The 20,164-nt window shown below is 71.7% G+C and carries 18 protein-coding genes; 9 read left to right on the top strand and 9 right to left on the bottom strand.

The window, feature by feature from the left end:
- Window positions 1-105: 105 nt before the first annotated feature.
- Window positions 106-1,746, bottom strand: coding sequence for a glycoside hydrolase family 13 protein (locus DEI97_RS01750; protein ID WP_258376784.1), 1,641 nt, complete (start codon window positions 1,744-1,746; stop codon window positions 106-108).
- A 128-nt stretch (window positions 1,747-1,874) separates the two neighbouring features.
- Here DEI97_RS01750 and DEI97_RS01745 point away from each other — a divergent pair, with 128 nt between their 5' ends.
- From DEI97_RS01745 to DEI97_RS01725, 5 genes are all read left to right on the top strand, one after another.
- Window positions 1,875-2,432 (top strand): NADPH-dependent FMN reductase, encoded by a 558-nt coding sequence (locus DEI97_RS01745; protein WP_111076067.1) that lies wholly within the window; start codon window positions 1,875-1,877, stop codon window positions 2,430-2,432.
- Window positions 2,433-2,633: 201 nt separating this feature from the next.
- Window positions 2,634-3,149, top strand: a complete 516-nt coding sequence (locus DEI97_RS01740) for a MarR family winged helix-turn-helix transcriptional regulator (protein WP_111076068.1) — start codon at window positions 2,634-2,636, stop codon at window positions 3,147-3,149.
- 152 nt (window positions 3,150-3,301) lie between these two features.
- Window positions 3,302-3,808, top strand: a complete 507-nt coding sequence (locus DEI97_RS01735; RefSeq protein ID WP_111076069.1) for a Dps family protein — start codon at window positions 3,302-3,304, stop codon at window positions 3,806-3,808.
- A gap of 14 nt (window positions 3,809-3,822) precedes the next feature.
- Window positions 3,823-4,623: an SDR family NAD(P)-dependent oxidoreductase gene (locus tag DEI97_RS01730; RefSeq protein WP_111076070.1), complete on the top strand. Its 801-nt coding sequence runs from the start codon at window positions 3,823-3,825 to the stop codon at window positions 4,621-4,623.
- Window positions 4,624-4,633: 10 nt separating this feature from the next.
- Entirely contained in the window at window positions 4,634-5,830 is a 1,197-nt protein-coding gene (locus tag DEI97_RS01725) for an NAD(P)/FAD-dependent oxidoreductase (protein WP_111076071.1), read from the top strand.
- 137 nt (window positions 5,831-5,967) lie between these two features.
- Here the strand turns inward: DEI97_RS01725 and DEI97_RS01720 are convergent, their stop codons facing one another.
- The 5 genes from DEI97_RS01720 to DEI97_RS01700 all read right to left on the bottom strand — a co-directional run bounded on the left by DEI97_RS01720 (window position 5,968) and on the right by DEI97_RS01700 (window position 13,009).
- Complete coding sequence (locus tag DEI97_RS01720) at window positions 5,968-7,074, bottom strand: alpha/beta fold hydrolase (RefSeq protein WP_111076072.1); 1,107 nt, start codon at window positions 7,072-7,074, stop codon at window positions 5,968-5,970.
- A gap of 91 nt (window positions 7,075-7,165) precedes the next feature.
- A complete protein-coding gene (locus tag DEI97_RS01715; RefSeq protein WP_111076073.1) occupies window positions 7,166-8,041 on the bottom strand; it encodes an SMP-30/gluconolactonase/LRE family protein in 876 nt (291 codons plus the stop codon).
- A 4-nt stretch (window positions 8,042-8,045) separates the two neighbouring features.
- Window positions 8,046-10,391, bottom strand: coding sequence for a maltose alpha-D-glucosyltransferase (gene treS / locus DEI97_RS01710; protein WP_111076074.1), 2,346 nt, complete (start codon window positions 10,389-10,391; stop codon window positions 8,046-8,048).
- A 55-nt stretch (window positions 10,392-10,446) separates the two neighbouring features.
- Window positions 10,447-11,994 carry a protein kinase domain-containing protein gene (locus DEI97_RS01705; protein ID WP_181439348.1) on the bottom strand — a complete coding sequence of 516 codons (1,548 nt, stop codon included), beginning with the start codon at window positions 11,992-11,994 and terminating at the stop codon, window positions 10,447-10,449.
- 157 nt (window positions 11,995-12,151) lie between these two features.
- Entirely contained in the window at window positions 12,152-13,009 is an 858-nt protein-coding gene (locus tag DEI97_RS01700) for a DUF1206 domain-containing protein (protein ID WP_111076076.1), read from the bottom strand.
- A gap of 144 nt (window positions 13,010-13,153) precedes the next feature.
- Here DEI97_RS01700 and DEI97_RS01695 point away from each other — a divergent pair, with 144 nt between their 5' ends.
- Entirely contained in the window at window positions 13,154-13,627 is a 474-nt protein-coding gene (locus DEI97_RS01695; protein ID WP_111076077.1) for a hypothetical protein, read from the top strand.
- 64 nt (window positions 13,628-13,691) lie between these two features.
- Window positions 13,692-14,114: a hypothetical protein gene (locus DEI97_RS01690; RefSeq protein WP_111076487.1), complete on the top strand. Its 423-nt coding sequence runs from the start codon at window positions 13,692-13,694 to the stop codon at window positions 14,112-14,114.
- An 84-nt stretch (window positions 14,115-14,198) separates the two neighbouring features.
- Here the strand turns inward: DEI97_RS01690 and DEI97_RS01685 are convergent, their stop codons facing one another.
- The gene (locus DEI97_RS01685; protein ID WP_111076486.1) at window positions 14,199-15,365 is read right to left on the bottom strand and encodes an RtcB family protein; all 1,167 of its coding nucleotides are present in this window, start codon (window positions 15,363-15,365) and stop codon (window positions 14,199-14,201) included.
- A 222-nt stretch (window positions 15,366-15,587) separates the two neighbouring features.
- Here DEI97_RS01685 and DEI97_RS01680 point away from each other — a divergent pair, with 222 nt between their 5' ends.
- Entirely contained in the window at window positions 15,588-17,420 is a 1,833-nt protein-coding gene (locus DEI97_RS01680; RefSeq protein WP_111076485.1) for a glycoside hydrolase family 15 protein, read from the top strand.
- A gap of 3 nt (window positions 17,421-17,423) precedes the next feature.
- Here the strand turns inward: DEI97_RS01680 and DEI97_RS01675 are convergent, their stop codons facing one another.
- The gene (locus DEI97_RS01675; RefSeq protein ID WP_111076484.1) at window positions 17,424-18,485 is read right to left on the bottom strand and encodes a sodium:calcium antiporter; all 1,062 of its coding nucleotides are present in this window, start codon (window positions 18,483-18,485) and stop codon (window positions 17,424-17,426) included.
- A 92-nt stretch (window positions 18,486-18,577) separates the two neighbouring features.
- On the opposite strand from DEI97_RS01675, the gene DEI97_RS01670 reads away from it, so the two are divergent.
- Window positions 18,578-19,183 carry a DnaJ family domain-containing protein gene (locus tag DEI97_RS01670; protein WP_111076483.1) on the top strand — a complete coding sequence of 202 codons (606 nt, stop codon included), beginning with the start codon at window positions 18,578-18,580 and terminating at the stop codon, window positions 19,181-19,183.
- Between the two features lie 117 nt (window positions 19,184-19,300).
- On the opposite strand, the gene DEI97_RS01665 is transcribed toward DEI97_RS01670, so the two are convergent.
- A complete protein-coding gene (locus DEI97_RS01665; protein ID WP_111076503.1) occupies window positions 19,301-19,984 on the bottom strand; it encodes a hypothetical protein in 684 nt (227 codons plus the stop codon).
- Window positions 19,985-20,164: the final 180 nt, after the last annotated feature.

The following is a 20,164-nucleotide window of genomic DNA, read 5'->3' as shown; positions in this document are numbered from 1 at the left end:
GACCGGAGGCCGACCTGTGGAGCGATGCCCCGGGCCTCCCGACTGTGCAGGGAAGCCCGGGGCACCGACGGCCCGACCGGCGGAACCGGGGCAGGGCTGGATCGGCTACGCCACCCAGACCGTCGTGTACCCGGGCAGCTCGCCGTCCGTCAGCGGGGCCGACGTCACGACGACCGCACCCTCGGGCATCGGCACCGGCGCAGAACCGAAGTTCGTGTACGACCGCCACCCGTCGTGCCGCGCGAACGCGACGACCTCAGGCGACGCCGTCTCGATCCACTCGAGCTCCTCGCCCTGCTGCAGACGGCTGCGGGCGGACAGCGCCTCGCGGTAGAACGACAGCGTCGAGCCGGGCACGCGGTCCTCGGCCTCGACGCTCGACGAACCGAAGTCCGACGGCTGCGGCAGGTGCGGTGCGGCATCGCCGAAGCCGAACGACGGCCCGTCCTCGGTCCACGGGATCGGCACACGGCAGCCGTCCCGGCCCTTGACCGTGTGCCCGGTGCGGAGCCACTTCGGGTCCTGCAGCTGGTAGTGCGGGATGGCGGGCGCCTCGTGCAGGCCGAGTTCCTCGCCCTGGTAGACGTACGACGAGCCCGGCAGTGCGAGGACGAGCAGGGTCGCCGCCCGCGCGCGTCGGAGTCCGCCCTCCCGGTCGAGCGGCGGGGTCTCGCCGTCGGACATCAGCCACTCGTCGGTGTCGGTGCCGTCGGGCAGTCCGTACCGGGTGGCGTGCCGGACGACGTCGTGGTTGGACAGCACCCAGGTGCTCGAGCCGCCGGACGTCGCGGCACCCTCGAGGTTCTGCGCGATGAGCGTGCGGAACTCGGTCGCGTCGAACGGGGCCTCGAGCAGGTCGAAGTTGAAGGCCTGTCCGAGCTCGGTCGGCCGGGCGTACAGCACCCGGCGGGGCGCGGGCGCCCAGGCCTCGGCGATCGCGGCGCGGGGCGGAGTGTAGCCGTTGAGCACCTTCCGCCAGGCGGCGAAGATCTCGTGCACCTCGTCGCGGTCGTACAGCGGGTCCGAGCCGTCGAGCGGCAGGTCCTGCTCGTTCGACGGGCGGTACGGCTCCGACAGGTCCTTCGCGAGCCCGTGTGCGACGTCCACCCGGAACCCGTCGACGCCGCGGTCGGACCAGAAGCGCAGGGTGTGCTCGAAGTCCTGGTGGACCTCCGGGTTCGTCCAGTCCAGGTCGGGCTGCTCCGGCGCGAACAGGTGCAGGTACCACTGGCCGTCCGGCACCCGGGTCCAGGCGCTGCCGCCGAAGTTGGAGACCCAGTCGCTCGGCGGCTGCTCGCCGTCCGGTCCGGCGCCCTCGCGGAACACGTAGCGGGCCCGTTCCGGGGAACCGGGAGCGGCGGCGAGCGCGGCGCGGAACCACTCGTGCTGGTCCGAGGTGTGGTTCGGCACCAGGTCGACGACGACCCGCAAGTCGTGCTCGTGGGCCGCGTGGATGAGTTCGTCGATCCGGTCGAGCGAGCCGAGCTTGGGGTCGACGTCGCGGTAGTCGGCGACGTCGTACCCGCCGTCGGCGAGGGGCGAGGGGTAGAACGGCGACAGCCAGATCGCGTCGACGCCGAGCTCGGACAGGTACGGCACCCGGCTGGTGACACCGGCGATGTCGCCGATGCCGTCCGCGTCGGAGTCCGCGAAGCTGCGCGGGTAGACCTGGTAGACGACGGCCTGCCGCCACCAGTTCGGGTCGGGGGTGCGGGGCGTGTCGCTCGGCGTGCGTCTCGGGGTCACGTCGCCGACACTACCGACGGCGGCTCCGCACGGCGGGAGGCCCGTGACACGCCCGCCTCGTCGGCGGGGGAATCCGACGCCCGAACCATTGGTTGTCGCTGAAACCATCACTGTCAGGAAGGAACGCCATGACCCAGATCGTCGCGCTCGTGGGAAGCCTCCGCGCCGGATCCATCAACCGCCAGCTCACCGAGGCAGCCGCCCAGCACGCTCCGGAGGGCATCGAGCTCTCGGTCTTCGACGGCATCGTCGACCTGCCCTTCTACAACGAGGACATCGACGGCGACACCCCGCCCGAGGCCGCGGTCGCGTTCCGCCGGGCCATCGCCGACGCCGACGGCGTCCTGCTCGTCACGCCCGAGTACAACGGCACGATGCCGGCCGTGCTGAAGAACGCGCTCGACTGGGCCTCGCGTCCGTTCGGTGCCTCGCCGATCTCCGGCAAGCCGCTCGCCGTCATCGGTTCGGCCTTCGGGCAGTACGGCGGCGTCTGGGCACACGACGACGCCCGCAAGGCCGCCGGCATCGCGGGCGCGAAGGTCCTGGAGGACGTCAAGGTCGCGATCCCGCAGTCCGTCGTCCGCTTCGCCGAGACGCACCCGCGTGAGGACGAAGAGGTCGTCGGCCTCGTCCGCGGCGCCCTGACCGCGCTGGCCGACGCAGCCGCCGAGCCGGTCGCCGCGTAACGACGCCCGCCGTCGCGGAGCGCCTCGGAATCGCGTCGCACCCCCGGAATCGCGTCGGGCCCGAACCGACACGACCCGGCCGATGACGGACGGGAGGCTCCCCACCAGCGGGTGGGGAGCCTCCCGTCCGTCGCGTCCCCGGGACCGCACTCCGTCCGGACCACTCGACAGCCTGGTCACCTGACGGCTTATCATCATCCGATGACGACGCAGGAGATCACGGAGCCGTCCGGCTACTGGTTCCCGGACGACGACGCCACCCAGCGCGGTGTCGCCGTGTTGAACGCCCTGCGTCGCTACCGGGCCTCCGAGACGGCGATGCGCCGTCGCACCCGCGACTCGATGGGCATGGGCGAGACCGACCTGCTCGCCGTCCGTCACCTGCTGCAGGCCCAGCGCGCGGGCCGTTCGGTCAGCCCGAAGGACCTGTCCGCGTACCTCAGGATCTCGTCCGCGTCGACGACGATCCTGGTCGACCGCCTGGTGAAGAGCGGGCACGTCCGACGTGAGCCGCACCCCACCGACCGACGCGGGCTCATCATCGTGCCGACCGTCGAGACCGACGCCGAGGTCCGGGCCACGCTCGGCATCATGCACCGCCGCATGATGCAGATCGCCGAGGGCCTGTCCGCGACCGACGCCCGGGTGGTCGCGATGTTCCTCGAGGAGATGCGCGTCGCCGTCGACCAGGTCGACCCGCCCGTCGTCGGGCACTGACGACGGACCAGATCGACGCCCGACCGCTGCCGGGGGACGGTTCCTCGACACCCACTGGGAAGACCCCGCCGCGGAGCGCGTAGACCGGAGTGGTCAGTCCAGCGAAGGGTCGGGCCCGTGACGGGCCGGTCCCGCGAAGAAGGAGTCGTCACATGCACGCATCGGACAAGCTCGCCGCCAACATGCAGAAGGTCCTCGTCGACCTCATCGACCTGCACCTGCAGGGCAAGCAGGCCCACTGGAACATCCTCGGCACCAACTTCCGTGACCTCCACCTGCAGCTCGACGAGATCGTCGACGCCGCCCGTGAGTTCGCCGACGACACCGCGGAGCGCATGCGCGCGCTGTACGCCGTGCCGGACGGCCGCTCGGCCACGGTCTCCGCGACCAGCCACCTCGACGCGTTCCCCGAGGGCGAGGTCGCCACGCATGACGCGATCGACCTGGTGACCCTCCGCCTGTACCAGGCCACCGGCACCATGCGTGACGTGCACGACGAGGTCGACGAGGAAGACCCGACGACCGCCGACCTGCTGCACGGCTTCATCGAGCGCCTCGAGCAGCTCGCCTGGATGGTCTCCGCCGAGAACCGCACGCCGCGCACGCCGCTCGCCGCCGCGACCAGCCCGGCGACCGCCGAAGCGTCCGCGCACTCCTGAGCCGCGGGTCGCACGTGGACCTCGGGATCCAGGGCAAGACCGCACTCGTCTTCGGTGGTGACTCCGGCATCGGCTGGAACACGGCACGCATCCTCCTGGCCGAGGGCGCGACCGTGGTCGTCACCGACCTCGACCAGAGTCGGCTCGACACCAGCGCCGACCAGCTCGAAGCGCCGGTCGGCAGACTGCACGCGTTCGCCGCGGACGTCCGCAGCGCCGAGAGCCTCGCGGCGCTGCACGAGAAGGTGCGGGACGCCGTCGGCGAGATCGACATCCTGGTGCAGTCCTCCGGTGTCACCGGCGCCCAGGGCATGTTCCACGAGATCGACGAGGCCGGCTGGCAGGAGACGCTCGACGTCGACCTGATGGGCCCGGTCCGGATCACCCGCGAGTTCATCGCGGACCTCCGGAACGGCGGCTGGGGTCGGATCGTCTACCTGGTGTCCGAGGACGCCTCGCAGCCGTACGACGACGAGCTGCCCTACTGCGCCGCCAAGGCCGGGGTGCTCTCGTTCGCCAAGGGCCTGTCGCGCTCGTACGCGAAGGAGGGGCTGCTCGTGAACACGGTCTCCCCCGCGTTCATCCACACCCCGATGACCGATGCCATGATGGACAAGCGGTCGAAGCAGCTCGGCACCTCGTTCGACGAGGCGATCTCGAGCTTCCTCGACGAGCAGCGTCCGTACATGGAACTCAAGCGTCGCGGGGAGCCGGAAGAGGTCGCGAACGTCGTCGCGTTCCTGTGCTCCGAGCTCGCCAGCTTCGTGAACGGCTCGAACTACCGCGTCGACTCCGGCTCGGTCGCCACCATCTGACGGAGGAACCATGACCGACCACCGCTACCTCATCGTCGGCGGCGGGATGGTCGCCGACTCCGCTGCCCGCGGCATCCGCGAGCTCGACCCCGACGGCTCGATCGGGATCATCAGCGAGGACGTCGGCCGCCCCTACGCCCGTCCGGCACTGTCCAAGAAGCTCTGGACCGACCCGGACTTCAGCTGGGACGACAAGGTCGACCTGCACACCGAGGAGACCGGGGCGACCTTCGTCCTGGGCACCCGGGTCGCGTCGATCGACCGGGACGCGAAGACCGTCACGACAGACGACGGCACCGTCGTCGGCTACGAGCGGCTGCTCCTGGCGACCGGCGGCCACCCGCGTGACCTGCCCGGGCTCGCGCCGTCCGACCGCGTGCTCAGCTACCGCAGCGCCGCCGACTACCGCACGCTCCGCCGGCACGCCGACGCGAACGCCCACGTGGTCGTCGTCGGCGGCAGTTACATCGGCACCGAGGTCGCGGCCGGGCTCGTCCAGAACGGCGCCCGCGTCACGCTCGTCACCCCCGACGACGTGCTCGGTGGCCACATGTTCCCGGCCGGCCTCGCCGCCGCCTTCCAGCAGCGCTTCGTCGACGCCGGCGTGGAGGTCCGCACCGGCCGCCGCGTCGAGTCCGGCGAGGCGACCGCGGACGGCGTCACGCTCACGCTCGACGACGGTTCCACGATCACGGCGGACGCCGCCGTGGCGGGCCTCGGCATCGAGCCCGCGACGCAGCTCGCCGAGGACGCCGGCCTGGCGGTCGACGACGGCATCACGGTGTCGTCGACGCTCGTCACCGACGACCCCGCGGTCTTCGCCGCCGGGGACGTCGCGTCCTACCCGGACCGTCTGCTCGGCACCCGCCGCGTCGAGCACGTCGACAACGCCCAGCAGCAGGGCCGGCAGGCGGGTCGCAACCTGGCCGGCGCCGGCGAGACGTACGACCACACGCCGATGTTCTACTCGAACGTCTTCGACCTCGGGTACGAGGCCGTCGGCGTCGTGTCCTCGTCGCTCCGCACCGTCGAGGACTGGGCCGAGCCGAACGTCACCGGCGTCGTCTACCACCTGGGTGACGACGACCTGGTCGCCGGTGTGCTGCTCTGGAACGTCTCCGGCAAGACCGACGAGGCCCGGAAGGTCCTGGCGGAGGCGCACGCGCTGACGCCGGACGCGCTGCCCGGTCTCATCAGCGCGGACTGAACGCCCCCAGCCCGTCGACCAGGCTGGGTCGTTCGGGCAGGGTCGACCGCCTGATCCGGCGGTGACCGACGGGAGGCCCGTGCCCGGTTCTGCGGAACCGGTCACGGGCCTCCAGTCCGTCCGCCCGACGGTCGTGGTCAGAAGGGGCGTCGGTCCCCGCCGCGCTCCGGCGCGACCGTGTCGACGACCTCGTCGCGCTCGTCAGGGTCGACCGGGATGCCGTCGTGGTCGGCCATCGCGACCGCGTGCGCGGACTTGGCGGCCTCGAGCTGCTCGTCGTCGCCCTTCGCCATGCCGAACACCTCCATGAACCGCGACTTCACGACCAGCCAGCGGTCGGTCGCGCCGAGGCGGTCCAGGTCCGTCGCGGTGGAGTCGTCCCGGACCCGCTGCAACGACGAGACGCCACGGTCGGGCAGCCGACCGTCGACGTGGGCGACGGCGAGCTGCGCCACCGCGTCGGCCTGGGCGTGCATGACCGAGTGTGCGCCGTCGACGACCTCGCGGAGGACGCCGTAGGGCAGCGCGCGGGCGAGCTGCCGGACCCACGAGCGCGGCACGAGTGCGTCGTGCTCGCCGCGGACGACCAGGGTGTGCGCCCGGACGTCGGCGACGCGGTCCTCGATCGGGTAGGCGATCATCTTCGGCAGGACCTTGCGGAACCAGTGCCACCCGCAGAGCGCGTACGCGGTGACCGCGTGCCAGCGGACCGCGGCGGGTTCGTGCACGGCGGACCGGAGGAAGCGGAGCGCGGCCTTCGGGATCGACCGCGCGGCCGGGTCGAGGACCGGGCTGATGAGCACCAGGTCGGAGATGTCCGGGCGGCGGGCTGCGACCTCGACGACGACCTGCGTCCCCATCGAGTGGCCGATGAGCACCGGGTCGTGCAGGCGGAGGTCGTCGATGACCTTCTCGACGGCGTCGGCGTACCGCTCGATGGACACGCCGCCGCGGAACCGCGGGACCCCCGCGAAACCGGGCAGGTCGAGCGCGTGCACCGGGCCGTTCTCGTTGAGGTGCGGGGCGAGCCGCTCGTAGTACGTCGACGCGATGCCGAGCCCCGCGACCAGGACGAAGGCGCGCTCACCGGGCTCGCCGATCGAGCTGACGCGCACGTAGGTGTGGTCGACGGCGATGCGGTCGACGCGGACCTCGACGTCGGCGTCCTCGGCCTGGGCGAGTTCGCCGGCCGGGTCGGGGGCGCCGGTCGGGACGGGGTGACCCGGGTGGTGCTCGTCGTTCATGGGCGCTCCTCGCGGTGGCTGGCGGTCGCCCAGGCTACCGCGGGCGTCCTCCGCTCCGGCCGCGGCGCGCGTCGCCAGCCCGGCAGGACCCTCAGCCGGCGAAGGGGAACGCCGGGCGTCCGTGCACGCGGGTCGGCACCGCGAACACCGAGCCGGAGTGCGGGGAGCGTGCCAGTTGGTCCTCGGTCAGGTCCTCCCGCGCGGTCCCGACGAGCAGCAGGGACATGTCCGTCCCGCCGAACGCCACCGAGGTCACGTTCGGCGCCGGGATCTCCACCGTCTCGAGGTGCGCTCCGTCCGGGCCGTACCGTTCGACCTTGCTCTCGCCGTAGATCGCGCCCCAGAAGCAGCCCTCGTCGTCGCGGACGAGTCCGTCGTGTGCGGCACCGTCGATGAACGGCTCGAGGTCGCCGAGCAGACCGTCGGGTCCGTAGGAGGCCCGGTAGACCGTGTTCGTGTCGGTGTCCGTCACGTACATCTCGGAGCCGTCGTCGTTCCACTCCATGCCGTTGGTCGTGCCGAACCCGCTCCGCAGCACCGCGACCGACCCGTCCGCCGAGAAGGCGTAGAGCGCGCCGGCCGGCGGCCCGTCGGTCGGGTCCATGCTGCCGACCAGGAACCGGCCGAACGGGTCGCACTTGCCCTCGTTGAAGCGCATCTCGTCGTTGGCGTGCGTGACACCGGCCAGCTCGCGTTCGACGTGTCCGTCGGCATCGGTCAGCACGACGGTGTCGTCCTGGGCGGCGATGAAGCCTCCCCCGGCACGCGGCTGGAACGACGGCAGGGGCGGGTCGAGCTGCGTGGTCTGCAGCACCCGACCGTCGGCGTCCGCGGTGGTCAGCGTGCCGTTCGGGATGTCCACCCAGCGGCCGACCCCCTGCGCCCGGTCCCAGACGATGCTCTCCGCCAGGGTCGCCCGGACGTCGCTGAACACCCGGGCGGGGCCGGAGGTCGCGCTCGCCGTCACGGTCTCAGGCCCCCTGCTCGACGTTCCGGCGGAGCACCAGGAACCGCGAACCGTACGCGTCGATGCGGAGCGGGAAGCTGCACAGGTCGTCGACGGTGCCGAGCTCGCTGTGGTCCGTGGCGTCGACCACCGTCGCCCCGTGCGGCAGCGACTCGGACCGGATGGTGCCGTCCAACGGGGTGTCGGTCATGTTGAGCACGGTGATCTGCACGACCGGCTCGCCCGTCTCGTCGGTGGACTCGAGTTCGTGCACCATCACGAGCATCCCGCGGTGCGCGACCTCGGGGACGTCGACCTGTCGGGCCGAGGCGATGCCGTACTCGGTCCGCACCCGCAGCAGTTCGCCCAGGCGGGACGCGAACGAGTCGGGCGACTCGAGCTGTTCCGGCAGCGGACCGTAGAGCGACCGGGCCCGGGGCATGCCCGAGGCCGAACGCTCGGTGTCCGGTGCGACGCCGAGCAGGTCGTGCGCGCCGCGCTCGATCCACCGGGTGTCGCCCTCGGCGATGAGGTCCGCCACGGTCTCCTGCGGCACCGTCAACGACCCGAGCAGGTCCCAGCCGGACATCGCGAAGACGCCGGGCTGCCAGGCGTTGAACGCGGCGAGCAGCAGGTGGGCGTCGCGGATCTGCGGCACGTGCTCGTCGGTGACGGCGTCGAGGGTGGTGTGCCCCTGCGTCGCGGCGATGAGCGAGGCCGTCGTGCAGGCGATGCCGTTCGTCGTGAAGACCAGGTTGTAGTCCGCCGCGTCGCCGGTCAGCGCCGCGGTGAGGTCGGCGCGGATGCGTTCGGCGAGCGCCCCGCCGCGGGTCTCCTCGCCGTGGAACGTGTAGAGGTCGTCCTGGTGCAGGGTCGCCCAGTGCACGAGCTCGTAGGTGAGCTCGTCGTGGTTCTGCATGCCGTGCACCAGGCTGACCGGCTCGACCCCGAGCTCCAGCGAAGTGCGGAGCGTCAGGCGGAGGAACTCGGTGTCCCCGGTGGCCAGGGCGTGGTGGTACGCGGGTCGGTTGATGAAGTCGTACGACAGGTCGGCACCGACGGCCCCGGTGTCGCGGATGTCCTCGATCGTCAGGTTCAGCTCCTGGAAGGTGAAGCCGCCGACCTTCCGGACCATCCCGGCGATGACGTGGTTCGCCGCGTGTGAGAGCGGGTGGCCCTCCGACCAACCGGGTGCGCCCTCTGCGCTCTTCTCGACGCCGAGGAACCCGTTCGCGTCGAGTCGGAGCGCGCTCGTGCCGAGGTCGCCGAGCGAGTGCAGGGCGTCGCCGATCACCAGGCGCATGCCGGCGAAGGTCGGGTCGAGCCAGTTGACCGACGGCTGCCCTTCCTTGAAGTAGTGCAGGTACACCCAGCGCCGGGTGGTGCCGTCGACGCCGACGACCGGCGCGGTGACGCTCCAGTTCGTCTCCTTGACGCCGGGCTGGTGGAAGATCACGCGCTGCAGCTCGCCGATGATGTAGCCGCGTTCGGCCAGGGCGGACTCGGTCGCCGGGTCGAGGTTCACCGAGTCGCGGTGCTCGGGCACGGTGGGGAGCAGGTACCACTCCTCCGGCGGGATCTCGACCATGTGGTAGATCCCGGGGTAGTCCTTGAAGGCCATCTCGGCCAGCCGGAAGTCGGCACCCTTGCCGGTGTGGCCCGGCACGATGTCGTCGATGATGCTGCCGCCGTGTTCCTCGGCGACGTCGGTCATCCGCTGGAAGGTCTCCTCGTCACCGAAGGTCGGGTCGATCTGGGTCCCGATCCGGTCGAAGTGGCCGTCGACGCTCGGGGTCTCCTGCCACCCGCGGATGCCGCCGGCACGCTTGACCGGGCCGGTGTGCACGCCGTTGATGCCGATGCGCTCGAACGCGGACCACAGCTGCGGGTCGGCGAGCGCGGTGAGGAAGGACTCGCCCTCACGGGTGATGAGCGAGATCGGGTACGCGGTGAACCACACGTCGGAGGTCGACACGGCACGGCGGGCGTCGGGCCGGGCGTAGGGGTTCCGCCACATGGCCGGCGTGCCGGAGAGCTGGCGGCTGAGGACGTCGGCGTCCTTGAGCATCGACTGCCGGACGAGCCACTCGATGTACGCCGGGTTCTCGCCGTTGGCGGCACGCGGGTCCGAGAACCGGCGCTGCAGGCTGCCGCCGCGCAGGTTCACCCGCGGCCGCAGGCGACGCGGGCGGGCCGGGTAGAGCTGCTCGTCGTAGGTGATGTCAGGGGCGACCGGGGTCACCTCGTCCTCGTCCACGGCGGCGTCGCCGTGGTCGTCGCCCTGCTCCGGGACACCGCCGACGGGCAGCCGCTCGCCGGTCAGGTACTCGTCAGCGATCCGCTCGTCGGTCCGGGGTGCGTCGTCGTCCATGTCCACGCCCCACACGCTAGTCACGCGTCCCCGGGGAGGGTGCCGGGTGCGGGACTCAGACGGCGTGTTCGGATCCGGCAGCGGCACCGCCGTCGGTCACCGGAGCCGCGTGGGCGCCCTGCCCGGTGCGGAGGATCGGCACCGAGTCGCTCGTGGTGCGCAGGGACTCCTGGCGGAGTTCGAGCTGGGTGACGGCGAGTGCGGCGAGGTCGCGCAGGTTCGCCATGTCGGCCTCGTCGGCCGTCCGGGGCCGGGAGTCGAGCACGGCGAGCGTGCCGACGGTGACGCCGTCGTGGCGGACCAGCGGGACACTGACGTAGAACCGGATGCCGAGCGGTCCGGTGACGAGCGGGCTGTTCCGCATCTCCGGGTGCGTGGACCCGTCCGGGATCACGACCGGCACCGGCACCGGCGCGAAGCCGTTCCGGAAGCTGATGCTCCGCGCGGACTTGTCGACACCGTCGGCGACGTACGACTGGGACCACTCGCGGTCCTCGTCCAGCACCTCGATGAGGGCGATCGGGGCGTCGAACAAGCGCGCGGCCATCTTGGTGGTCCGCTGCAGCGCCTCCTCGGGCAGCACGTCCAGGGTCGCTGGGCGCGACGCGTCGGTCCGGGACTCGTCCGGCGTCGTCCTGGAGGCGCCCCCACCGGTGACGGGACCGGCTGCGGTCGACGACGTGGCTGAGCCGACGGTGTCGGGCCCGGGCCCGTGCGCGACGCCGGCCGACGTCGGGTCGGCGGGAGGAGCCTCCGCGGTGTCGGTGATCACGACGTGGCGGAGGAGCGCGACCAGGTCGGCACCCACCGGGCGCTCGCGCGGGTCCTGCGCCGTCATCGCGGCGAGGGCGTGCTTCCAGTGCTCCGGCAGCGGCTCGGGGACGACCGGGTCGCGGGACAGCCGGGCGAGGGCGGACTCGACGAGCGACCCGGGGAACTCACGCCGCCGGGTGAAGCACTGCAGCAGCACCAGGCCGAGCGAGTAGACGTCGCTCGCCGGACCGACCTCCGCGCCGCGGGCCTGCTCGGGGCTGAGGTAGGCGGCCGTGCCGGTCGTGACGCCGTCCGCGGTGAGCCGTTCGACGCCGGCGGCCAGCGCGATGCCGAAGTCGGTGAGCCGTGCGCGTGCCCGGTCGGAGCCGTTGCCGTAGTCGACCAGCAGGATGTTCGACGGCTTGATGTCCCGGTGCACGACGCCCTGCGCGTGGATGTAGTCGAGCGCCTCGGCCATGTCGTAGCCGATCTCGGCGATGTGCCGCGACGCGAGGGGCCCGAGCGCCAGCCGCTCCTCGAGGTCCTGGCCGTGCACGAGCGCCATCACGATGAAGCGCTGCAGCGACCCGTGCTGGTCCTCGACCACCCCGGCGTCGAGCAGGCTGACGAGGTTGTGGTGGTCGAGCGCTGCCAGGACGCCCTGCTCGGCCTCCTGGCGGGCGATGTCGACGATGCCCGGGTGGAAGAGCTTCACGGCGACGGGGCGATCCAGGCTCTCGTCCCAGGCGTGGTGCACGACGGACATGCCGCCCCGACCGATGACCTGCTCGAGCCGGTACCGGCCGGCCAGCAGTCCGGCGTGCTCCCGGGGTGCGTCCGTCGGGGCCATGCTTCCTCGTCTTCGGTGGGGGCGTCGCGCGTGGCGTGACGACTCATCGGGCGTGTCGCCGACGCGACGATGCATCTTCGCATCGCCGGGGCGTCGCGGGCCGCCACCATCCCCTCTGCGCGATCGGGACCGCGCGTCGCGACCGGATGCCGTTCGTTCAGATGCGCGCGTACCGGGCCCGGACGAAGCTGTAGAGCCCGAAGGCCGCGAAGCCCAGTCCGACCACGACGAGCACGACGGAACCGCCCGGCATCGACCGGAGGGCGTCGAACGCCCCGTCGAGCCCGGTCGCCTGGTCCGGGTCGCTGCGGATGCCGGCGACGGCGATGAGGACGCCGACGATGACCACGGCGATCCCCTTCGCGACGTAGCCGAGCGTGGCGAGCACGGCCACGGTGCGGCGCACGGACTCCGGCTGCGGCCGGAGGTGCTTCTTCCACGAGCCGCGCACGCCGATCACGACGAGGCCGACCCCGATGGCGACCGCCACCGCGCCGACGAGCACCAGCAGGACGACGCCGCCGGGCGTGGCCAGGGCGGTCGCCGCAGCGCTGCGGCTCGAACCGGTGGAGCTCTTGCCGGCACCGAGCGCGTAGCTGGCCGACGAGTACGCGATGGCGCCGTAGACGACCGCCTTGCCGGCGTTCTTCGCCCGGGCGAGCCAGGCGCGGGCATCGTCGGTCCGTCCGCCGACGACGGCCTCGACGACCAGGCGGACGGTCAGTGCGGCGGTGCCGATCGCGACGACCCAGAGCAGGAACACGCCGCCGGGGACGGACGCGATCTGCGCGAGCGCACCGGACTGGTCGGTGTCGCCGGACTGCGATCCCTGCGCACCGCTGCCGGCGGTGGCGTTGCCGATGCCGAGCAGGACGGCGAGGTAGCCGATGAGCAGGTGCACGACGCCCGTCCCGACGAAGCCCGCGCGGGCCGTGGTCTCGAACCAGCGGCTGTCGGCGACACGGCGCGCCTGTCGTCCGGTCTCTCGGGCTGCGTCCTGGGCTGCGTCGGTCACGGCTCCGAGCTTGCCCGGTCCGGACCCTCCTGTCCGAGCAGCTGTCGTTATATCACATGCGGAATGTATTCAGAGGGATGGCGGACGCTTACGGGACCGCAGCGACACCGGCCGGTGTCGACCACCCTCTCTCTCAGGAGCATCATGCAGAAGCGCACCACCCTGGCGGCCGCCGCCGGTCTCGTCCTCGCCCTCGGCGCCCCGCTCGTCGCCTCGATCCCGGCGAACGCCGCGACCGTGTCCGCCCCGTCGTCCGTGTCCGCGGCGCAGACCCAGACCCTCTTCACCCCCTTCGTCCGGACCGTCGACGGCGCCTGGGCCGAGTCCACCAACGACGAAGAGGGCGCTGACGCCGACCTCTTCACCGTCGACGGGCACGGAGCCTCGCACACCGCCGAGGTCCTCGTCCCCGGCGCCGGTGGCCTCGTGCACGCCGAGCAGCGCATCGACGGCGAGTGGCGCGAGGTGGCCACGTTCAGCGTCGCCGGACAGGGTGCTCGCGGCCAGCTGCAGGTGACCGTCCCGCAGGACGACGGGTACGGCGAGTACCGCCTCTTCGCCACGGACGACCAGGGCAACCGCTCGGGGTCCCGCACGTTCTACGTCGTCGAGTACTGAGCCCCGATTCCCCCCCCCCCCCCCCCCCCCCCCCCCCGTCCCCCAGCAACAGGAAGCACCACACATGAAGAAGTCCTCCACCCTCGTCGCCGCCGCCGGCCTCGCCCTCGCGCTCGGCGCTCCGCTCGTCGCCTCGACCGCGGCGAACGCCGCCGTCCAGCCGGCGCCGACCACGTCGAGCAGCGCGGTCACCACCGGCATCGGCGCACACAAGTTCTCCGGCGGCAAGCTGGAGATCACCTCGAGCACCATCCACGACGGGGTCATCACCGTCACCGGCAAGTCGGCGTTCGCGAACAAGGACATCGAGATCGCCGCCGGTGCCGGGTACCGGGCGGTCGGCAAGACCGACGCCACGGGCGCCTTCCACGTGACCGTCACGGCGGCGAACGTGGGCGACTACAGCCTCCAGATCGGCAAGCGCGTCACCGCGAACATCTTCGCGAAGAGCTACCAGGCAGCCTGGGGTGCCGTCCCGGTGTCCTGACCCACCAGGAACCGGGGCCACCCGGTGACGGACGGGAGGTGCGGGCGCAGTCGGCCCGGGCCTCCCGTCCGTCGTCCCGCCGGGTCAGTCCCCCTTGACGTTCACGATCTGCCGCAGCGTGTGCCGCACCGTCACCAGGTCGGCGGCGTCCGCCATCACCTGGTCGATCGGCTTGTAGGCCGCCGGGATCTCGTCGAGGAACGCATCGGTGTCCCGGTACTCGATGCCCGCCATCGCCTCGCGCAGCTGCTCGTGCGTGAAGGTCCGACGTGCCGCCGACCGCGAGTACGAGCGGCCGGCCCCGTGTGGAGACGACTCGAGCGACGGCTTGTTCCCCCGCCCCTCGACCACGTACGACGCCGTGCCCATCGACCCCGGGATCAGCCCCGGCTGCCCGGCCTTCGCCTGGATCGCCCCCTTCCGGGACACCCACACCGACTTGCCCCAGTGCGTCTCCCGCTGCGTGAAGTTGTGGTGGCAGTTGATGCGTTCGAGCTCCTGCACCTCGGTGTCCACGACCTCGGCGAGCTGCCGGACGACGCGGTCCATCATCTCCTCGCGGTTGAGCAGGGCGAAGTGCTGCGCCCACCCCAGTTCGGCGATGTACCGGTCGAACTCGGGGGTGCCCTCGACGAGGTAGGCCAGGTCGGGGTCCGGCAGCGCGATCCACCACCGCTCCATCGCCTGCTTCGCCACCGCGATGTGTCGCTGCGCGATCCTGTTGCCGACCCCGCGGGACCCGGAGTGCAGGAACAGCCAGACGCGGTCCTCCTCGTCGAGGGAGACCTCGATGAAGTGGTTGCCGGAACCGAGCGTGCCGAGCTGGTTCCGCCAACCGCCGAGCACCTCCGCGGGGTCGAAGCCGGCATCGACGGCCAGCGCCTCGAGTTCCGCGATCCGCGGTGCCGCGGTCGCGACGACGGTCTGGTTCGTCGCCCCGGCGGACAGCGGGATCGCCCGTTCGATCGCCTCGCGGAGCGGCCGCAGGTCCTCGGGCAGGTCGGCGCGCGAGAACTGGGTGCGGACGGCGATCATCCCGCAGCCGATGTCGACCCCGACGGCCGCGGGCATGACCGCGCCGAGGGTGGGGATGACGGATCCGACGGTGGCGCCGAGCCCGAGGTGGGCGTCGGGCATCAGCGCGAGGTGCGGGAACACGAAGGGCATCCGGGAGGTCGTGCGCGCCTGCTGTTCGGTCTGCTCCTCGAGCATCGATGCCCAGGAGAGGAGTCGGTTGGTGATCTTCTGCATGGTGGGTCCCTGTCGGACGACGTCGTGGTGACGGTCCGCCCGTCCGGGCAGAACCGAGCACCGTAGCGCGGTCGCGGCACCCGACGCAAGCCGGCACGGCCTGGCCTGGCCTGGCCCAGCCCGGCCTGGCCCAGCCCGGCCAGGCACGGCCCGGCCCCGCCGCGGACGGCCGGGGTACGTGCCGTGCGCGGCACGTCGAGCCGGTGCGGGCACGATGGAGCCATGACCGAACGGACACGGGACACCCCCGACGCCACCGAGAACGAGGAGCGCACCGACGGGTCCGTCCCGCTCCGCTCCTACGGCGCGATCGGCGACGGTCGGACCGTGGCGCTCATCGCCCGCGACGGCCGCATCGACTGGCTGCCGATCCCCGGCATGGACTCACCCCCGGTGTTCGCGAGCATCGTCGACGCCGAGCACGGCGGACACATCGCCCTGCGCCCGGCCGACGGCGGCGCCGAGGTCGAGCGGCAGTACCTGCCGGGGACGAACGTCCTGGTCACGACCTGGACCACGCCGTCCGGCCAGGTCACCGTCACGGACGCCATGGTGACCGGTGTCGCCGGACGCCTGCCCTGGGCCGAGATCGGCCGCTGCGTGCAGGGCGTGCGTGGTTCGGTCGAGATGGAGTGGGCGGTCGTGCCCGGCACGCTGCTCAACACCGCCGAGCCGAAGCGCCTGGACACCGCCAACGGCACCGTGATCGGCATCGACGGGGTCACCATCGCCATCGTCGAGCAGGGGTTCGACCCGGTGCACGACGACGGTCCCCGGTTCTCCGGCCGCTTCGACACCACCGAGGGCTCGAAGCACATCCTGACGATCGTCGGCACGCACGACGAACCGATCTTCATGCCCGAACCGGAGCGCACGATGGCGGGCATCGACCGCACCATCGAGAACTGGTCGCAGTGGTCGTCGGAGTTCTCGTACGACGGGCCCTGGGCCGAGGCGGTTCAGCGGAGCGCCCTGGCACTGAAGCTGCTCATCTACTCGCCGACCGGCGCCATCGCGGCGGCCCCGACCACGAGCCTCCCGGAGGACCGGACCGGCGGCAAGAACTGGGACTACCGCTTCGCCTGGGTGCGCGACCTGTCCTACACGGTGCACGCGCTGACCCGCTTCGGCCTGCGCGAGGAGACCCACGCGGCCGTCTCGTGGGTGATGCGGACCATCGCCGACCACGACGAGACGATGCCGATCTTCTACCGGCTCGACGGCTCGAAGACCGACGAGGTCGAGGAGCGCGACGTCCCCGGGTGGCAGGGCATCGGCCCGGTCACGGTCGGCAACCGGGCGGGCAACCAGTTGCAGCTCGGTGTCTGGGGCGACGTCTTCGAGATCATGCGTCAGTACGTCCGTGCCGGCAACGTCCTGGACCGGAAGACCGCGAAGGTGCTGCAGCAGCTCGCCGACGACGCCTGCCACCGCTGGGAGGAAGCGGACTCCGGCATGTGGGAGCTCGAGGACACCCAGCACTACGTGTCGAGCAAGATCGGCTGCTGGCAGGCACTCGACGCCGCGGCGGAACTGCACGACGCCGGCATGATCGACGGCCCCCGCGACAAGTGGATCGAGAACCGCGAGCTGATCGAGCAGTGGGTCAGCGACAACGGCTGGGACGAGGAACGCGGGTACTACGTCATGTACCCGGGCTCCGACGCCCTGGACACCTCGATCCTGCTGCACGCCATGTCGGCCTTCGACCGGGGACCCCGGATGGAGTCGACGATCCGGGCCATCGAGGAGCGGCTGCAGCGCGGCCCGCTCGTCTACCGCTACTCGGGCATCGAGGACGAGGAGTCCCCGTTCGTGGCGTGCTCGTTCTGGCTGGCCGCGGCGATGGCCTGCGTCGGCCGCCACGACGACGCACGCCACCTGATGGACGAGATGGTCGACCAGGCGAACGAGGTCGGCCTGTTCAGCGAGATGATCAGCGAGGGCGGCGAGTTCATGGGCAACATCCCGCAGGGGCTGTCGCACCTGGCGCTCATCCAGGCGGCGCTGACGATCGAAGAGGTCACCGCTGAGGACGGTGCCGACGAGGACTGACCCTCAGGCCAGGGAGATCGCGACCAGACCCGCGACGCCGACCAGGTACATGACGACGACGACGAACGAGTCGACGCCCATCCCGATGATGCGACGCTGCGGCCGGAACACGAGTCCCACCGCGTAGACCAGGGTCAGCAGCGCGGCGAGGGCGGTCAGGTACACGTCGCTGGCGTTCGCCTGCGGCAGCACCGCCTTGCCGGACAGCACGGTGGCGACGAGGAACAGCACGGGCAGGAAGGCGTTGCCACCGAAGATGTCGGAGACCGCCAGGTTGTCGTCACCCTGCTTGACGGCCTGGAGGCCCGTGGAGATCTCCGGCAGGCTCGTCGCGAGGGCCAGGACGGTCGCCCCGAAGAGCACGCCCGACAGCCCGATCTGATTCGAAGCCGCGTCCCCGGCGCGTTCGAGCACGACACCGGCGACGAGGGTCGCGAGGGCGGACACCGCGAAGACGACCACCGCCTTCCGGGTGCTCATCGGCGTGGTGTCCTGCTTGCGGGTCCGGTGCCCGGAGGCGTGCGGGCTGGCGTCCGGGGCGTGACCGCTCTCGTGCCACGGCAGGCCCTTGCTCGCGCGCTGCACCAGGAACAGCCCGATCACCCAGATCACCGCGATCAGCACGACGTCGGGCGTCAGTCGGGCGACGACCAGGTCCGGCGGCAGCTGACTGCCGGCGATCACGACGGCGAGCACGGCGACGACGACGACCGCTTCGAGCACCAGGGTCAGCGACGCCGCGCGGTAGGTGATCGGCTTGACGCCCTTCCCGCGCTTGCCGAACGCGTCGAGCACGGCGATCACGACGGTCTGCAGGGCGATGCCGCCGAGGATGTTGCCCGCCGCGACCTCGATCGACCCGGACAGCCCGGCGCTGACGGTGATCGCGATCTCGGGCAGGTTCGTCGCGACGGCCAGCACGATGAGCCCGCCGAGCGCACTGCCGAGGTGCAGGCGGGAGTCGAGGACGTCGGTCGTCTTGGACAGTTGGATGCCGGCGATCCAGATCACGGCGGCACCCGCGACGAAGACCAGGACGAGCAACCAGAGGGGCAGGGATTCCACGAGGGTGACGATGGACCCCGGCGGCTGGGTCCGTCTCCGGTCCGGGGCCGCTGGGTGCCCCTGTCGGGCGCCAGGGGCATCATGGACGGACGATGAACGACGTCGACGCCCGGATGGACCGCCTGCGGAAGGCCGCGCGGTACCGGTACCAGCAGCTCGTGGACAGCGAGGTCGAGCGGGGTTCGCTCGACCCGGACGAGGTCCGTGCGGAGCGCGAGGAACAGCAGCTGCTCAAGGCCGCCGACGTCGCCGCGCACGCCCGGGCACGGATCGCCGAAGCCGAGCGCCGCGGGGTGTTCGAGGGCAATCCGTACCACGGCAAGCCGCTGCCGGGCATCGACGGGCAGCACGACCCGGACTGGTGGATCAAGTCGAAGATCGAGCGTGAGGACATCCGCGGGATCGCGCCGCCGGCCCTCGCCCTGCGCACCGAGGACGCCGAGCTCGACGACCACCTGGACGCACTCTCAGTGGAGTCCGACGTCCGCGACGTCCTGGTGGACTTCAACGCCCGTGTGAAGGAGGCCCGCCGGCAGCTGCTCGGCGGACCGCCGGTGGTCACGCCGATGCGGGACGTCGAGGTCGAGGTCGCCCGCTGGCGGGACCGCCGGGAGGCCCGTGCTGCGGCCGCCGCGTCGGCTGCGGCCGCGCAGGCGGCCGGGACGCGAGCGCACCGGTGGTGGCGCCGACGCGGGTGAGGTGACCCGGGCCTCCCGTCCGTGTGGCGGCTTGGTCCGGGAACGCGAGAACGCCGCTCCGGTGTGTGCCGGGGCGGCGTTCTCGTGGTGCTGGTGCGTCTGGTGACGCGCCGGGTGTTACTTGATCTGGGCGGTGATGGTGGCGGTGCCGACGAGCAGGCCGCCCTTGACGGCGTCGGTCTTGAAGGTGCTGTTGAGCAGCTTCGCGGCGTCGTCGGAGATGTGGACGGTGGTGCCGGTGAGGATCGCGTTGTCGCCCTCGAGCTGGAGCGGCTTCAGCGTCCCGCCGTGGAGGGAGAAGAGGTAGGCGTTGGCGACGGCGACCTTGCCGTTGACGAGGACGTCACCGGAGAGCTTCGAGGAGCCGGGGTTCACGACGAAGTTCTCGAGGGTGACGGTGGTGTCGCCGGCCTTGAGGGTCAGGCCGGAGTCGTCGTGGTTCAGCAGGCCCTGCACGTAGGGGCGGTACTTGCCGTCCGGGCTCCAGTAGGTGACCGAGCCGGAGGTGATCGGGAACGACACGGCGCCGTCGGCGAGCTTGGCGTTGCCGGAGACACCCGGGGTCAGCTTCAGCGAGGTGAGGGCGTCGGTGAAGCCCTTGTCGAGGGCGACGGAGGTGTTGCCGCCGAGGACCTCGGGGACCGAGGCGACCGGTGCGGGGATCTTCGACGCGGAGCTGGAGGAGACGGTGTGCACGGTCGGGGTGGAGGCGTTGGCGGCGGTGATGCCGAAGCCGGCACCGCCCAGGACGATCGCGCCGGCGGTGGCGAGGGTGATCGTGTTCTTCAGGGACTTGCGCATGTCTTCATTCCTTTGCTTGAACGCGCTCGGCGCGGTTGGTGACAGCGCGCCGAACACACCCCGGCGGTGGGGGTGGAGAACCAGCGGTGAGCTGCTGGTGAGCGCTTGCGGGTGTTTCCCGGCTTGTGACAGTGATTCGGGGCCGTCCACGGATCGGATTGGAGAGATTTCTGGATTCCC

The sequence above is a fragment of the Curtobacterium sp. MCLR17_032 genome (assembly GCF_003234795.2).
In the GTDB taxonomy this organism is placed as follows: Bacteria; Actinomycetota; Actinomycetes; order Actinomycetales; family Microbacteriaceae; genus Curtobacterium.
This window is presented reverse-complemented; position numbering and strand designations above follow the sequence as displayed.

Excerpts from the sequence above, each read along its gene's own strand:
- DEI97_RS01685 (WP_111076486.1), bottom strand. The coding sequence starts at position 15,365 with ATGCAGAAGATCACCAACCGACTCCTCTCCTGGGCATCGATGCTCGAG.
- DEI97_RS01740 (WP_111076068.1), top strand. The coding sequence starts at position 2,634 with ATGACGACGCAGGAGATCACGGAGCCGTCCGGCTACTGGTTCCCGGAC.
- DEI97_RS01720 (WP_111076072.1), bottom strand. The coding sequence starts at position 7,074 with ATGAACGACGAGCACCACCCGGGTCACCCCGTCCCGACCGGCGCCCCC.
- DEI97_RS01680 (WP_111076485.1), top strand. The coding sequence starts at position 15,588 with ATGACCGAACGGACACGGGACACCCCCGACGCCACCGAGAACGAGGAG.
- DEI97_RS01725 (WP_111076071.1), top strand. The coding sequence starts at position 4,634 with ATGACCGACCACCGCTACCTCATCGTCGGCGGCGGGATGGTCGCCGAC.
- DEI97_RS01705 (WP_181439348.1), bottom strand. The coding sequence starts at position 11,994 with ATGGCCCCGACGGACGCACCCCGGGAGCACGCCGGACTGCTGGCCGGC.
- DEI97_RS01745 (WP_111076067.1), top strand. The coding sequence starts at position 1,875 with ATGACCCAGATCGTCGCGCTCGTGGGAAGCCTCCGCGCCGGATCCATC.
- DEI97_RS01690 (WP_111076487.1), top strand. The coding sequence starts at position 13,692 with ATGAAGAAGTCCTCCACCCTCGTCGCCGCCGCCGGCCTCGCCCTCGCG.
- treS (WP_111076074.1), bottom strand. The coding sequence starts at position 10,391 with ATGGACGACGACGCACCCCGGACCGACGAGCGGATCGCTGACGAGTAC.
- DEI97_RS01670 (WP_111076483.1), top strand. The coding sequence starts at position 18,578 with ATGAACGACGTCGACGCCCGGATGGACCGCCTGCGGAAGGCCGCGCGG.
- DEI97_RS01665 (WP_111076503.1), bottom strand. The coding sequence starts at position 19,984 with ATGCGCAAGTCCCTGAAGAACACGATCACCCTCGCCACCGCCGGCGCG.
- DEI97_RS01695 (WP_111076077.1), top strand. The coding sequence starts at position 13,154 with ATGCAGAAGCGCACCACCCTGGCGGCCGCCGCCGGTCTCGTCCTCGCC.
- DEI97_RS01735 (WP_111076069.1), top strand. The coding sequence starts at position 3,302 with ATGCACGCATCGGACAAGCTCGCCGCCAACATGCAGAAGGTCCTCGTC.